Genomic DNA, 13,897 nt, shown 5'->3' with positions numbered 1-13,897 from the left:
CGCCCACAGCCGCGCCCTGAAGGGGCGAGCCGCATCCCCCGCCGCCCGAAGCCGTGCGGCCCCGACCGGAGGTATCCCCAGATGAACGATCCCACTGCCCGTTCCGTCCTCGTCGTCGGCGGGGGCGCCTCCGGCAACGCCGTCACGATCCTGCTGCGCCGTGCGGGCATCACGGTGGACCTGGTCGAGGCCAGTCCCGACTGGCACTCCTCCACCGGTTCCGGCATCACCCTCCAGGGCAACGCCCTCAGGGTGCTGCGCGAACTGGGCGTCTGGGAGCAGGTGAGCGCCTCCGGGTTCGCCTTCGGTTCGGTCGGGATGACCGACACCGACGGCACCGTGCTGTTCGTCGCCGAGGACATCCAGACCGGCGGCCCGGACCTGCCCGCCACCGTCGGCATGCAGCGCCCCCGGCTGCAGCAGATCCTCAGCGACGCGGTCCGCGCGTCCGGCGCCACCGTGCACCTGGGCGTCACCGCCGAGTCCCTGGAGCAGGACGGCGACGGCGTCTCCGTACGCTTCAGCGACGGCACCGAGGGCCGGTACGACCTGGTGGTCGCCGCCGACGGCCTCAACTCGGCGACCCGCGCCGCGATCGGCATCACCGACAAGCCCACGCCGACCGGCATGGCCATCTGGCGCATCGCCGCCCCTCGCCCCGAGGGCCTGGAGCGCACCGACCTCGCCTACGGCGGACCGGCCCACATCGCCGGATACTGCCCCACCAGCGAGAGCACCATCTACGCCTACGTCGTCGAGGGGTGCCGGGACCGTGCGTCGATCCCGCCGCAGTCGTACGCCGACGAGATGCGCGGCCTTGCCCAGGGCTACGGCGGCTTCTGGCCCGAGATCGTGAAGCACATCGACGATCCGGCCGAGGTCAACTACACCTGGTTCGACCGCCACCTGGTGGAGGGCCCCTGGCACCGCGGCCGGGTCGTGCTGGTCGGGGACGCCGCCCACTGCTGTCCGCCCACCCTCGCGCAGGGCGCGGCGATGTCCCTCGAGGACGCCTTCGTCCTCTGCGAGTTGCTGACCACCCGTGACGACTGGGACGACCAGCTCTTCACCGACTACCGGGACCGGCGGCTGCCCCGGGTGCGCATGGTCGTCGACGCCTCCGTCCAGCTCGGCCAGTGGGTGCTCGACGGGGTGCACGACGCCGACGTGCCCGGGCTGATCGGCCGCACCATGAACGCGCTGAAGGAGCTCCCGTGACCGATCCCGCCGACCTCTCGTCGATACCGACGATCGACGTCCACGCCCACCTCCTGCTCGCGGAGGTCGAGGAAGCCGTCGCCGGGCATCCCGGTCTTGCCGAGGCCCGCGAGCTCGACGCCCGCCGCAACGGGCCGGCTGCCCTGGCCGTGAGCGGTCCGATGGTCGGCGCCCGTGTGCCGAAGCTGACGGACGTCGACGTGCGGCTGGCGGCGATGGACGCGCAGGGTGTGGACGTCCAGCTGGTCAGCCCGTCCCCGTCGCACTACCACTACTGGGCCGAGCCCGAACTGGCCCGGCAGGTATGCCGGTTGGCGAACGAGGGCACCGCCGCGCACTGCGCGAAGGCCCCCGACCGGCTGCACGGCCTCGGCCTGATCCCCCTCCAACACCCCGGTCTTGCGGTGGAGTTGCTCGACCACGCGCTGGATCAGGGACTCAAGGGCGTGGAGATCTCCTCGCACGCGCCCGGCCGCGAGTTGTCGGATCCCGCGTACGAGCCCTTGTGGGCCCGGGCGGAGGAGACCGGCGCGCTGGTCTTCCTGCACCCGTTCGGCTGCACGCTCGACGAGCGCCTGGACCAGTGGTACCTGTCCAACACCGTCGGCCAGCCAACCGAGAACGCGGTGGCCCTCTCCCACCTGATCTTCTCCGGTGTCCTGGACCGCCATCCGGGCCTGAAGCTGATCGCGGCGCACGGCGGCGGCTATCTGCCCACCCACATCGGCCGCTCCGACCACGCCTGGCGGGCCCGCCCCGACGCCCGGCGCTGCGCGCGGAAGCCGAGCAGCTATCTGCGGCAGCTCTACTTCGACTCCCTCGTCCACGACCCGCACGTACTGGGGGAGTTGCTCCGGGCGGCCGGGCCGGAGCGGGTCCTGCTCGGCTCCGACTTCCCCTTCGACATGGGCACCGACGACCCGCTGGGCGCACTGCGTGCCGCGGACCTGCCCGAGCCCGACTTCCACGCGGTGCGGGGCGGCAATGCCGCCGCCCTGCTCAAACTCGCCTGAGGAGGCCCCCATGAGCAATCGCCTGCTGACCCACCTGCGGCATGTCGACCTCGCCGTGCCCGACTACGACAAGCAGCTCGACTTCTACTCCGGAGTATGGGGCCTGACCAAGGTCGCCGAGGACTCCGGCATCTCCTTCCTGGCCGCCGAGGGCAGCCCCGAGCAGTACGTCGTCCGGCTGCGCAAGGCCGACGAGAAGCGCCTCGACCTCGTGTCCTACGGTGCCGCGAGCGCGGCCGACGTGGACACGTTCGCCGACCAACTCCTGACCGACGGCGTGCAGTTGATCTCACAGCCGGGCAAGGTGGACACCCCCGGCGGCGGCTACGGCTTCCGCTTCTTCGACGTCGACGGGCGCACCATCGAGGTCTCCGCCGACGTCCAGGTACGGCAGCACCGCAAGATCGAGGAGAAGGAGTCCATCCCGGTCAAGCTGTCGCACGTCGTCCTCAACTCCCCCGATCTGAACCGCACCCGGCAGTGGTACGAGCGCCACATGGGCTTCCGTCTCTCCGACACGCTCAGCTCGCCGCACATGGGCGAGGTCATGCACTTCATGCGGATCTCCAACCAGCACCACTCGATGGCCATCGCGCAGGGCCCCCACACCTCCCTGCATCATGTCTCCTTCGAGATGCGCGGACTGGACGAGTACATGCGCGGCTCCGGGCGTGTGATGCGGGCCGGGATCCGCAAGATCTGGGGTCCCGGCCGCCACATGGCGGGCGACAACACGTTCACCTACTTCCTCGACCCGCACGGCAACACCGTCGAGTACACGACGGAGCTGGAGGTCCTGGACGAGGACACCTGGCACCCGCACGTCTACGACTTCTCCCAGCCCGAGGTCACCGACCAGTGGGGCACCGCGAACCCCATGAACGAACTGGTCGCCAAGGAGTCCTTCAACGACGTGGACCGCGGCGTCTTCGTCGCCCCGCCGGTCTGACCGGCACCCCTCGTCACCGGGGGCGCGGCAGCCCTGTCATGCCCTGACTCCCCGCCGCGCCCCCGGCCTTCGCGTCCGCCCTCCGACAGGACACCGCCCATGCGTTTCGCCACATACGAGTACCGCACCCGACGCCAAGTGGCCGTCGTCGATGACAACGGCACGCTCTACCCCCTGCCGGGCGTCAGCTCGCTGACCGGTCTGCTCGCCGAGGGCAGCGGTCTGCCCGAACTGCTCGACGCGGGCTCAGTGATGGTCGACGTACCGGCCGGCCCCCATGTCTCGGACGTACGACTGCTGGCACCGCTCCAGCCGCCCACGCTGCGGGACTTCGTCACCTTCGAGGAGCACGTGGAAGGCGTACGGCGGTCGGTGGACGGGAGCGCGGGCGTGCCCGAGCAGTGGTATGCGGCCCCCACGTTCTACTTCACCAACCCCTACGCGGTGTACGGCCCGGGCGACGACATCCCCATGCCGCCGGGGTCCGGTGTGCTGGACTTCGAGCTCGAGGTTGCCGCCGTGATCGGCAAGGAGGGCCGCGACCTCACTCCCGAGCAGGCCCGTGAGCACATCGTCGGCTACACGATCCTGAACGACTGGTCCGCTCGCGACCTGCAGTCCGCCGAGATGCGGGTGGGGCTCGGCCCGTGCAAGGGCAAGGACACGGCCACCACTCTGGGCCCGTATCTGGTCACCGCCGACGAGCTGGACGAGTACCGCGACGAGGACGGGTTCCTGCGGCTCGCTCTCACCGCCGCGGTGAACGGCGAGGTGGTCGGCAAGGACCTGCTGTCCAACATGAGCTGGACGTTCGAGGAGATGGTCGCCTACGCCTCGCGCGGGACCTGGGTGCGCCCCGGCGACGTCCTCGGCTCGGGCACCTGCGGCAACGGCGGCTGCCTCGCCGAGCTGTGGGGCGTACGAGGCAGACAGGACCCGGCGCCGCTCAGGCCCGGCGACACGGTCACGCTCACCGTCGAGGGCCTCGGCAGTGTCTCCAACACCGTGGTGAGCGGGCCCGATCCGCTGCCCCTCCCGGCCGGCCGGCGCCGCTCGCGGGAGCGGCCGTGAGCGGCCTCGGTCGGAAGCGGCTGCTCGGCAAGGTCGTCGTGGTGACGGGTGCGGCGGGCGGCCAGGGCGCCGCGGAGGCCGAGGCACTCGCCGACGAGGGCGCCCTGGTGATCGCCACCGATGTGACGCAGGGGCCGGGCTGTCGCCGCCTCGACGTCACCAGTGAGCAGGACTGGGCCGGCCTCGCCGCCGAACTGCAAGGGTCGTACGGGCAGGTGCACGGCCTGGTCAACAACGCGGGGGTCACCTGGCGCGCCCGCATCGACGAAGTACGCCCCGAGGACATGGCCCGCGTCCACGCCGTCAACGTCACCGGACCGCTCCTCGGGATCCAGTACCTGGTGCCGCTGATGCGTGCGGGAGCGTCGATCGTGAACATCGGCTCGTCCGCGGCGCTCACCGCCCACTACCCGGTCGCGTACACGGCCGCCAAGTGGGCGCTGCGCGGCCTGTCGAAGACCGCCACCATGGAACTGGGCCCCCGAGGCATCCGTGTGAACACCATCCACCCCGGCTTCATCGAGACGGACATGACCGCCTCCGCGGCTCCGGCTTTCCGCGAGGCGAACCTCCGCCTGACCCCGCTCGGCCGCACCGGCACGGTGGAGGACATCACCCCGCTCGTCACCTTCCTGCTCTCGGACGACTCCGCCTTCATCACCGGAGCCGAGATCCCCGTGGACGGCGGCCTCACCTCCCACGGCGGCGCGATGCCCATCTCGGACGCCCTGCGCCGCGACGCGTGAGTCGGGGGCGGCATCCCCGACTCACGCGTGCCGGTCTGGTCCTACGACAGCGGCATGACCTTGCGGTAGGTGAACACCGCGGCCGCCGCGACCACGACATGCATGAGGAGCAGCGCACCGACACCAATTGCACCGCCGGCACCGAAGAGCAGGAAGTCGGGAACGAACGAGATCACGACGAGGGTCGGCACCAACCACCGCACCAGCGCCTCGGGCACCTTCGCCACCTTGCGCACAATGGCCCAGCCGACCGCGCCGGCCACCACGCCGACCGCCGTCAGGAATATGTACGAGGACGCCTTCAGCGGCTTGAAGTCGTCCGGCGCGCCCGCGGCCAGGGCGAGGAGAGCGAGGACCGCGTCCGCCGCGGAGGCCACGACGATCGCGGCCAGCACACCTCCCGCCACGACGAGCGGACCACGGCGGACGGCGACGGCGTCTGAGGCAACAGACATGGCAACTCCAGGGGGAAGGACGCGGAGAGCTCCACGATGAATGTTTGAAGTATCAAACGAGAGTCTGGACGAATATGTTTGATATTTCAAGCTCTACGGGCTGACGAGCCAGCGTCCGAGCCACATGTCTGTGCCTCTCAGGCCGACGGTTCCGGGGCCGGTCCGCTGGTGCCCCGGACCACCAGCTTGGGGTCCAGGACGGCCTCCCGCGGTTCCAGCTCCGGCTGCTCCAGGCGTTCCACGGCGAACCGTACGGCGCGTTCCGCCATGAGCCGTGCGTCCTGGCGCACGGTGGTCAGCCCGATCGGCATCAGATGGGAGAGATGGCTGTCGTCGTATCCGACGACGGGCACATCGCGGGGAATTTCGAGGCCGGCCCGGCTCAGGGACGGTGACACCGAGCCGGGCGACCGAACCAGTTTGGCAGGTACCTGACGTATGGTCAGGCCTCCTCTACTGTCACGGTGACGGGCGTGCCGGTCTCGACGGTGCGGCTGACCGTGCAGAGCCGGTCGTGGGACGTCTTGACGGCCCGGGGAAGAATCGCGCGGGCCCGGTCCGCGCCTTCGCCGTCCGGGAAGGCGACGGAGAAGGTGACCTGGAGATCGGTCATCCGGTTGCCGAGCTCGTCATTGATCTTGTTGCCGGTCACCGCGACGGAGAACCTGGCCGGTTCCGCGTGACGGCTGGTGGCGATGTCGACGTCGACCGCCGTGCAGCCGCCGAGTGCGGCGAGCAGCAACTCGACCGGGGTGAATTCGTCCTCCCGGCCGGGTTCGGAACCGGTCCCGAAGCTGATCGTGCCGCCGCGGGCGTTGGTCGCGACGAAGTGTCCGGTGCTGGTGCGCTCGACGGTGACGGAGCGCAGGGAATCTTCTGCCATGGCGACGACACTATGCGCTCCGCGGGGTGTGCGGCGAAGCCCGGGCAGGTGTATCCGGGCGGTGGGAGCGTGGTCCCCGATCAGTTGCTGATCGCGAGCATGAGTGGAGCCATGGCCTCCGCCGCCGGCGAGCCGGGCGTCGGCAAAGCCACACTCAGTCGGCGCTTCGCCGCCCGGGGGGGGAGCTCGTCATCCTGCAGCTGGCCAACGCCAACGTCATCGCCCCCCGGCGCCCCGATCCCGAAGCCCCGGCTCCGGCCGCCCTCTACCGCGCCATGGTCCGCCTCGCGCGAACAGGCGGGCAGCTGGAGACGTGGCTGGTGTGCGTCGGGACGCTCTCTGGCCGTCGTGACGAACACCGAGCGGGGGACGGTAATGCTGCTTGAAAGGGATGGCGATCCCGGCGAGCATGCCGTGGATCCAGGAGCCGAGGGGGCCTGCGGACGCACGCCGGGTGGTCGATGGCTGACCGGGCCGTCGCCGGGCCCGGATGAAGACGGCGACAGGGCGGGCGGGAAGAGGGACAACTCCCTCTTCCCGCCCGCCCTGTGGGTGAAGGCGGCTCTGCCGCCGGTGGTCAGACGCAGAGAAGGACGATCAGGCCATTGCACTCGTTGTCGCCGTCGTCACCACCACCATGGCCACGGTGACCTCTTCCTTCACCGTGGCCGTGTGCCGAGGTCCGCTCGGCAGCGGTCGTCTTTGCGGTGAGCTGCGTGGTGGGCGTCGCGTCAGCGGCGGAAGCGGCGGTCGCCGCTCCGGCCACGCAGGCGATGCCCAGCACGGCGCTCACCGCGAATATTCGCGGAAGTCGGAAAGCGATCTTGTTGGCGCGGCCGAGGCGAGTGGGGCTGTTCCCCTGTGTTGTGTTCATGCAGCCACCTTGCACACCCCTGCGGCCAATTTCGCTCCGAGCGCGGCCGATTGGGTGAGCCACGCGCAGCGAGGGATTTCGCGGTTCCCACGGCGCTTCCCTGGCGCTCCTCCGGACGTACGAACTCGCCGTCCACAGGCCGAACTTGTGCGAGCCCTCTCAGGCGACGGGAGCGTCCAGGGGACGCAGCTCGTCCGCATACGAGACGGAGATGCGGCGCATCAGGCCGTCCACGGAGATGTCGTACTGGCCCAGCCGCCACAGCGGCGGAGAGTAGGCGTGGATCGAGACGGCGTCGTCGGTGGCGCCGGTGAGCCGGTGGATGTGCTCGGGGCCGAAGCAGAAGGATGTGCCGGCCTCGACGGTGACGCGCAGATGGCTGCCGCCGATGCGCGGGGTGCACTCCTCGAGTGCGCCCTGTACGACGCTCACGGCGCCGGCGGAGAGGTCGTGGTCGTGCCAGCCGGTGTCGTTCTGCCGGGTCCAGCACAGCAGCCAGACGTCGACGTAGGCGTCGCGGTACAGGGATGCGTAGTGCCGCTCGTGGTCGGAAAAGGCCACGTGGGCGCGCCAGAGGTCCGGGCGGGCGGCGAGGTCCGTGACGAGTGCCCGGAGTTCGTGCTTGTCGAGGGTCCGCTCCGGCAGGGACTCGTACGTCATGGGTGGCTCCTTTCGGGGGTGCGTCGGGCTCGGAGCACGGTGGTTCAGATGCGGCCGTGCAGCAGGCGGGCGGGGTTGACGGTGCGCAGGGCGTGGACGGCGGCGTCCGCGCCGAGGTCGGGAACGGCGGGTGGTGCGTAGGGGCGGTCGCTGCCGTTGACGACCACGTCGATGCCGACGGCGCGGACGACGGCGTCGACGGCCCGGGTGCCGTAGGAGGAGGTCTCGTAGAACACGCCGAGGTCGATCTCGCCGCGTCCGCCGCCGCGCGCGGCGAGGCGTTCGCCGTGCAGGGGCGCGAGGCCGGCGAGGGCGGCGAAGCAGACGCGCAGGGCCGGGTGGCGGGCGCGGCCGAAGGCGCGGAAGGCGAACCAGGAGGCATGCAGCTGCTGCACGTACGGGACCAGGGCCGGCCACCACGGAGGGGTGCCGTCGGCGGGCGGGGCCGCGCCGGGGTGGACGAAGAGGGGCCTGTCGTGGCGGGCGAGGACGTCGAGGAGGGGTGCGCAGTGCGCCCAGCCTGCCGCGTCGAGGAGGGCGGTGGCGGGAAGTTGGAGGCCGACGCAGCCGCGGCGCAGTTCGCGTTCCACCGCTTCGGGGTCCGGTGCTGTCAGGCAGGGGGAGGCCCAGACGGCGAAGGGGGCCGGGAGGGCGAGGGCGCCGTCGTGGAACGCGGTCAGCAGGGGTACGGCCTCGGCGGGCGGCAGATACTCGATGCCGAGGGGGCTGGAGAGGGACACCAGGGCCAGGTCGAGGCCGTCGGTGGCGGCGAGGCGGGTGCGGGCCTCGGGGTCGTGGTCGGCCGGGTCGACTGTATAGGGCGGTTCCCCGGCCAGGTGCAGCGTCCAGGCGTCGAGGTACGGGGGTGTCGTGCGGGAGCGCAGCAGCTCGATGAGGGCGGGCGGCCAGATGTGCTGGTGGACGTCGGTGGGCACGCGGCGGTCCTCGCTGGGAGAGCGACGTTGAACGGTTCACTGACGCGGTTAAGCGATTCACTGATGCGGTTAACTTAATCGCTTAACAAGAAGCCGTGTCAATGGTGTCACGGCCTTGGGCGGCGCGATGCGACCACAAGGCGCAGCCACCCCGGTAGGCTTCCCGGCATGGCCAGGCCCAACAAGCGCACCACCCTCCGGGAGGTGGCCGAGGCCACGGGCCTCTCCACCGCAGCCGTCTCCTATGCCCTGCGCGGCAAACACGTCTCCAAGGAGACCGAGGAACGGGTGCGCAGGGCCGCGGCCGAGCTCGGCTACGAGGCCGACCCGATCGCGCGGGCCCTGGCCAGCGGCCGTACCAGCATGGTCGGTGTCCTCGCGGGCGACCTCCAGGACCTGTGGCAGCAGCAGCTGATGGCGGCCATCGGCCGGGAACTCCTGGCCGGCGACCGCTATGCGCTGATCCTGGACGCGGGCGGGGACCCCGACCGCGAGCTGGTCCTCGCCAAGCAGCTGCGCGATCAGCGGGTCGACGCGCTGCTGGTGTCCCCCGTGGATCCCTCGGCGCAGGGCTGGGCCGATATCGCGGACGCGCTGCCGGTGGTGGCCGTCGGCGACTCGCTGAGCCGGGCCCGCACGGCGGGGCAGGTCATCTTCGACAACCGGGCCGGCATCGACGCCGTACTGGAGTATCTGCACGGGCTGGGCCACCGCCGGGTGACCGTGCTGACGCCGACCCGGCCGAGCACACCGGACCGGCCGGCCGATGTGTACGTGGGCGAGGCGGCCGGCCGGCTCGGGCTGCGGGCCGAACTGGTGCCCTGTCCACAGGAGTTGGGCGAGGCGACGGCGGTGGCGCGGCGCGTGCTGCAGGGTGCCCACGCACCGACGGCGGTGTTCTGCTTCTCGGACTCGCTGGCGTACGGGGTGTATGCGGCCGCGGCGGAGGACTCCCTGGAGGTGGGCCGGGACGTCTCCGTGGTCGGCTTCGACGACCATCCGGTGTCGCGGGTGCTCACGCCGCCGCTGACCACGGTGGACTGGGGGCTGAGCGAGATCGCGGCCGAGGCGGCTCGGCTGACGGTTGCGGCGATCGAGGGCAGGCGGGTGCGCAGGAAGCGGGTGCTGTGTGCGCCGCGGATGCGGGAACGCGGGTCGGCCGTGCGGGCCTGAACTCCGGATGAACCGAAGAGGGGCTCAGCCGGCGTGACCGTCTCTCCCCCCGTGTCTGCGCTACGTCTCCTCGCGCCCGGGCAGCCGGCCACAGGGCATCAGTCGCAGCGGGTCTCCAGGCGGCAGCAGCAGGAGGCCTCGATGGGCACGTCCGCCACGGCCGTGGCGATCTTCAGCTGCTGGGCCACGATCTGCGCCTCGCCGTCCTTGCCGAGCCGTACGAGGCACTCACGGAAACCGTGCAGCGCCCAGACGTTGGCCGGGTGCTGCTGTGCGCGTGGCAGGGTGTCGTCGAGGCCCAGGTCGGCCCGGTAGACGGCCTCGGCCTCCGCGACCAGGCCCTGTTCCAGGAGCAGCGCTCCGTAGGCGTGCCGGGTGGGCTGCATCCAGCCCCAGGGTTCGTCATAGGGAAGGCCGTCGTCCAGCTCGATCGACCGGCGCAGGGCCGCGAACGCGGCGTCGTGGTTGCCCTTGCGGTACTCCAGCTCTCCGTCCAGCATCGCCGCGGCGATCGCGAGGATGTCAGCGCAGGTGTTGTTGAACAGCATGCGGGTCTCGGGGACCCGGGCGACCGCTTCGCGGAAGAGCCGCCGCTCGGCCTCGGCCTCCTCGATCCGGCCGGTGGCGGAGAACGCTACACCGCGCGCGTAATGCTGCATCGCCGTGCTCACGCAGTACAGGCGCCTGTCGGCGGGCATCGCAAGGGCGAGGATGTCGTCCCAGCGGCCGAAGCGGATGAGCACGTGCACCCGCATCGCGAGGAAGCTCTCCACCCAGTCCGCCATGGGCGGGCTCTCGACCCGCAGCAGCTCCTCGGGCACGGCCGCCTCGAGCCGGTGCACCGTGTCGATCGCGTCCCGGTAGCGGCCGAGGAACATCGCTCCGTAGATCTTGAAGTGGAGGTTGTGGCACCGGTACAGGGTGTAGAAGTTCATCGCCCCCGCCCGGGCATGGAACTTCTCGTCGGCTTCGATCGCCGTGGTGTTGTCGGAGACGACCCGGCGGTAGTCGCCGCAGAGCACTTCCAGATGTGACGGCATGTGCTGCAGATGTCCGGCGTCCGGCATCAGACCGCGCAGCCGGTCACCGGCCGACAGGGCGGCCTCGGGGGTCGGGGACATCTCCATCAGGTGGATGTACAGGTGCAGCAGGCCCGGGTGGTGCGCGCCCGCCTCCGTGGCGAGCGCCTGCTCCAGCACCGCCCTGGCCTCGGTGGTGCGCGCGCCAGGGGCCGGTGTGCCGGTGCGGATGTCCCACAGCTGCCAGGGGGTGAGGTTCATCAGGGCGTCGGCGTACAGGGTGGCCACGTCGAGGTCGTCGGGGGCCAGTCGGTGGACGGCCCGCATGCTGTCGGCGTAGGCGGTGTTCCACACGGAACACTCCTCGACGGCCGGGGCCCGCTCCTGGGGATAGCGTGCGCGCAGGGCGTCGACGAGGGCCTGCTCGACGGGGGTGGCGCCGGCGGCCTTGGCGTGGGCGCGCTGCGCCGCGGCGTGGGTGCGCTCCACCGTCCCGGCCAGGTCCTTCTCGTCGAAGAACTCCCAGGGTTTGTTGTAGTTGGGGCCCAGCGCATAGGCCACGCCCCAGTCGGCCATGGCGAAGTCGGGATCCGCCGCGGCAGCCGTCTCGAAGCAGCGCACGGCCTCCTCGTGGTTGAAGGCGAAGGTCCAGTTCAGTCCGCGGTCGAACCACAGCTGCGCCTCGGACGACGAGGTCGTCACGCGCCGGACGTGGCTGCCGAGGTCGTAGTAGTTCACAGATGACGAAATACCGCACACCGGCCATACCCCACAAGACCTGCCCCCCACGCCTGACAGGTACAACGCAAAGGAATCGCATGGTCTAGACCAAGAAGCCGTTTGGTCTAGTCCAAAGCATGGACGCGGTCACGGTCCGGCAGGAAGCTGGGGCACTCCCCCACCCCCATCGGAGGCACACCGTGAGACGTCTTCGTGCATGCCTGGGCGCAGCCGCCGCCGTCGGACTCACCGCCGCAGGAACCACCGCCCTGACAGCGGGCAACGCCTCGGGCGCGACCGCCGCGCTCAGCAACCGCTGGTACGCGGCGGCCCCGTACCTGATGCCACTGGACAACGACCCCCCGGACCCGGCCGCCATCATGGACGCCACCGGCCTCAAGGCCTTCCAGCTCGCCTTCGTCCTCGCCCCCAACGGCGGCGGCTGCTCCCCCACTTGGGGCGGCACCGCCCCCGTCTCCGCGGACACGGCCGTCCAGTCCGTCATCGACACGATCCGCGGCAAGGGCGGCGACGTGTCCGTCTCCGTCGGCGGGTACGGCGGCACGAAGCTCGGCCAGGTGTGCTCGGACGCGGCGGCGACGGCGGCCGCGTACCAGCAGGTCATCACCAAGTACGGCCTCCACGCGATCGACTTCGACCTGGAGGAGCCGGAGTACGAGAACACCGCGGCCATCAAGAACGAGATCGGCGCCGCGAAGATCCTCCAGCAGAACAACCCCGGCCTGTACGTCTCCGTCACCACGGCCGGCACCGCCGACGGCACCGGCTGGTTCGGCAAACAGATGCTGCTGGAGGCGAAGTCACAGGGCTTCACGCCGAACAACTTCTCCATCATGCCCTTCGACGGCGGCTTCAACGGCGCGGCCTCGCAGACCAGTGCGCTCACCAACTTCAACGCCATCCTCCAGTCGACGTTCGGCTGGGACCAGGCGACGGCCTACGCCCACGAGGGCTTCTCCGGGATGAACGGGCGCAGCGACTCCGGCGAGAACTTCACCCAGGCCGACTTCCAGACCGTGCTGGACTACGCCACCAGCCACAACATGGACCGCTTCACCTTCTGGTCCCTCAACCGCGACCGGCAGTGCACGCCGGTCGACAACGGCGGGCGCACCTCCGGCACTTGCTCCAGCGTGGCGCAGAACTCCTGGGACTTCGCGAAGTACTCGGTGAAGTTCGCGGGCGCCACCCCGCCGGACTCCACTCCCACTCCCACTCCGACGCCCACGCCGACACCCACCGCGTGCCAGACCGCCTGGAGTTCGAGCGCCGTCTACACCGCCGGTGACGAGGTCTCGTACAACAAGCACAACTGGAAGGCCAAGTGGTGGACCCAGAACGAGACGCCCGCCGCCACCGACTGGGGGCCCTGGCAGGACGAGGGGGCCTGCTGAGCATCGTCCCCGGCTGAACCGGCCTGCGGCGCCGTCCTCCTACAGGTCGACGGCGCCGTCCGCCGCGCAAGCCCTCGCGGCCAGCCCCTCGGTGTCCGCGTCCGGCCGCAGCATCCCGGCGACGATCTCGGCCGTGGCCCGGTGCCAGTCGCCGCTGCGGCGGAGCATCGCGTGGTCACCGCCGCGGACCAGCACGAGGCCGGCCCGGGCTCCGGCCTCCCTCGCCCGGCGCACATAGTCCGCCGACTCGGCGAGCGGCGTCACATGGTCGCGGTCACCGTGCAGGACCAGCAGGCGCACACCGCCGAGGTGGCGGGCGGAGTCCACGGGCGGACACCACGGCGCCAGCGCCAGCACGCCGCGCACCAGCGGGTGCGACGCGGCCCGCAGGGCCGCCCTGGCTCCCATCGAATGCCCTACGAGGACGGTGGGCACCGTTCCCGCCAGCCGCTGGAGTTCGTCCAGCGCCCGCAGTGCGTCGTGGGCGGGGTCGGCGTCGTTCCAGCCCTGGTGCCGGTAGCGGACCTGCCCGAGCAGGACGTCCGGGGGCGAGGCCGCTCCGGCCGCCCGCAGGACCGGAAGCATACGGAGCGCGGCCGGCTGCCAGGGGTGCGCCGTCCGGCGGCTCAGCTCGTGGCCGCCGTGCAGCGTCACGATCGCCGCGGCCACGCCTTCGGGCGGCGCGTGCCGCACGATCAGCGCGGACTCGTTGTGCTGCACTGCCCCACGGTTGCTCACCCGTACCGCACCTCTCCACTCCGGACAC

Annotated in this window: 14 protein-coding genes and 1 pseudogene; 7 read left to right on the top strand and 8 right to left on the bottom strand. The window is 71.0% G+C overall.

Features of this window, described 5'->3' with window-relative positions:
- Nucleotides 1–81: 81 nt before the first annotated feature.
- The 5 genes from ABD355_RS18535 (at nucleotide 82) to ABD355_RS18515 (ending at nucleotide 4,997) form a co-directional block, all read left to right on the top strand.
- Nucleotides 82–1,218, top strand: a complete 1,137-nt coding sequence (locus ABD355_RS18535; protein ID WP_344401547.1) for an FAD-dependent oxidoreductase — start codon at nucleotides 82–84, stop codon at nucleotides 1,216–1,218.
- The gene (locus ABD355_RS18530) at nucleotides 1,215–2,231 is read left to right on the top strand and encodes an amidohydrolase family protein (RefSeq protein ID WP_344401546.1); all 1,017 of its coding nucleotides are present in this window, start codon (nucleotides 1,215–1,217) and stop codon (nucleotides 2,229–2,231) included. Before ABD355_RS18535 ends, ABD355_RS18530 begins: the two co-directional genes overlap by 4 nt.
- A 10-nt stretch (nucleotides 2,232–2,241) precedes the next feature.
- Entirely contained in the window at nucleotides 2,242–3,180 is a 939-nt protein-coding gene (locus tag ABD355_RS18525) for a VOC family protein (protein WP_344401545.1), read from the top strand.
- 99 nt (nucleotides 3,181–3,279) lie between these two features.
- Nucleotides 3,280–4,251 (top strand): fumarylacetoacetate hydrolase family protein, encoded by a 972-nt coding sequence (locus ABD355_RS18520; RefSeq protein WP_344401544.1) that lies wholly within the window; start codon nucleotides 3,280–3,282, stop codon nucleotides 4,249–4,251.
- The gene (locus tag ABD355_RS18515) at nucleotides 4,248–4,997 is read left to right on the top strand and encodes an SDR family NAD(P)-dependent oxidoreductase (RefSeq protein WP_344401543.1); all 750 of its coding nucleotides are present in this window, start codon (nucleotides 4,248–4,250) and stop codon (nucleotides 4,995–4,997) included. The genes ABD355_RS18520 and ABD355_RS18515 overlap by 4 nt, the downstream gene beginning before the upstream one ends.
- 41 nt (nucleotides 4,998–5,038) lie before the next feature.
- On the opposite strand, the gene ABD355_RS18510 is transcribed toward ABD355_RS18515, so the two are convergent.
- The 6 genes and pseudogenes from ABD355_RS18510 to ABD355_RS18485 form a co-directional block, all read right to left on the bottom strand.
- Nucleotides 5,039–5,452, bottom strand: a complete 414-nt coding sequence (locus ABD355_RS18510; protein WP_344401542.1) for a DUF6069 family protein — start codon at nucleotides 5,450–5,452, stop codon at nucleotides 5,039–5,041.
- A gap of 137 nt (nucleotides 5,453–5,589) precedes the next feature.
- Nucleotides 5,590–5,841 (bottom strand): annotated as a pseudogene (locus ABD355_RS18505) (substrate-binding domain-containing protein); the annotation flags it as partial.
- A 53-nt stretch (nucleotides 5,842–5,894) separates the two neighbouring features.
- Nucleotides 5,895–6,335 carry an OsmC family protein gene (locus tag ABD355_RS18500; RefSeq protein WP_344401540.1) on the bottom strand — a complete coding sequence of 147 codons (441 nt, stop codon included), beginning with the start codon at nucleotides 6,333–6,335 and terminating at the stop codon, nucleotides 5,895–5,897.
- Between the two features lie 577 nt (nucleotides 6,336–6,912).
- Nucleotides 6,913–7,209, bottom strand: coding sequence for a hypothetical protein (locus ABD355_RS18495; RefSeq protein ID WP_344401539.1), 297 nt, complete (start codon nucleotides 7,207–7,209; stop codon nucleotides 6,913–6,915).
- Nucleotides 7,210–7,368: 159 nt separating this feature from the next.
- Entirely contained in the window at nucleotides 7,369–7,869 is a 501-nt protein-coding gene (locus ABD355_RS18490; RefSeq protein WP_344401538.1) for a cysteine dioxygenase, read from the bottom strand.
- Between the two features lie 44 nt (nucleotides 7,870–7,913).
- Nucleotides 7,914–8,804, bottom strand: a complete 891-nt coding sequence (locus ABD355_RS18485; protein ID WP_344401537.1) for an amidohydrolase family protein — start codon at nucleotides 8,802–8,804, stop codon at nucleotides 7,914–7,916.
- A 168-nt stretch (nucleotides 8,805–8,972) separates the two neighbouring features.
- Between ABD355_RS18485 and ABD355_RS18480 the strand changes: the two genes are divergently transcribed.
- Complete coding sequence (locus tag ABD355_RS18480) at nucleotides 8,973–9,977, top strand: LacI family DNA-binding transcriptional regulator (protein WP_344401536.1); 1,005 nt, start codon at nucleotides 8,973–8,975, stop codon at nucleotides 9,975–9,977.
- Between the two features lie 98 nt (nucleotides 9,978–10,075).
- Here ABD355_RS18480 and ABD355_RS18475 read toward each other — a convergent pair whose 3' ends face one another.
- Nucleotides 10,076–11,734, bottom strand: coding sequence for a tetratricopeptide repeat protein (locus ABD355_RS18475; protein WP_344401535.1), 1,659 nt, complete (start codon nucleotides 11,732–11,734; stop codon nucleotides 10,076–10,078).
- Between the two features lie 182 nt (nucleotides 11,735–11,916).
- On the opposite strand from ABD355_RS18475, the gene ABD355_RS18470 reads away from it, so the two are divergent.
- The gene (locus ABD355_RS18470; RefSeq protein ID WP_344401534.1) at nucleotides 11,917–13,131 is read left to right on the top strand and encodes a carbohydrate-binding protein; all 1,215 of its coding nucleotides are present in this window, start codon (nucleotides 11,917–11,919) and stop codon (nucleotides 13,129–13,131) included.
- Between the two features lie 39 nt (nucleotides 13,132–13,170).
- Here the strand turns inward: ABD355_RS18470 and ABD355_RS18465 are convergent, their stop codons facing one another.
- Nucleotides 13,171–13,851, bottom strand: a complete 681-nt coding sequence (locus ABD355_RS18465; protein WP_344401533.1) for a dienelactone hydrolase family protein — start codon at nucleotides 13,849–13,851, stop codon at nucleotides 13,171–13,173.
- Nucleotides 13,852–13,897: the final 46 nt, after the last annotated feature.

The organism is Streptomyces longisporus, assembly GCF_039532765.1.
In the GTDB taxonomy this organism is placed as follows: domain Bacteria; phylum Actinomycetota; class Actinomycetes; order Streptomycetales; family Streptomycetaceae; genus Streptomyces; species Streptomyces longisporus.
This window is presented reverse-complemented; position numbering and strand designations above follow the sequence as displayed.

Coding starts and splice junctions, on each gene's coding strand:
- ABD355_RS18535 (WP_344401547.1), top strand. CDS start 82: ATGAACGATCCCACTGCCCGTTCCGTCCTCGTCGTCGGCGGGGGCGCC.
- ABD355_RS18525 (WP_344401545.1), top strand. CDS start 2,242: ATGAGCAATCGCCTGCTGACCCACCTGCGGCATGTCGACCTCGCCGTG.
- ABD355_RS18520 (WP_344401544.1), top strand. CDS start 3,280: ATGCGTTTCGCCACATACGAGTACCGCACCCGACGCCAAGTGGCCGTC.
- ABD355_RS18510 (WP_344401542.1), bottom strand. CDS start 5,452: ATGTCTGTTGCCTCAGACGCCGTCGCCGTCCGCCGTGGTCCGCTCGTC.
- ABD355_RS18500 (WP_344401540.1), bottom strand. CDS start 6,335: ATGGCAGAAGATTCCCTGCGCTCCGTCACCGTCGAGCGCACCAGCACC.
- ABD355_RS18495 (WP_344401539.1), bottom strand. CDS start 7,209: ATGAACACAACACAGGGGAACAGCCCCACTCGCCTCGGCCGCGCCAAC.
- ABD355_RS18490 (WP_344401538.1), bottom strand. CDS start 7,869: ATGACGTACGAGTCCCTGCCGGAGCGGACCCTCGACAAGCACGAACTC.
- ABD355_RS18480 (WP_344401536.1), top strand. CDS start 8,973: ATGGCCAGGCCCAACAAGCGCACCACCCTCCGGGAGGTGGCCGAGGCC.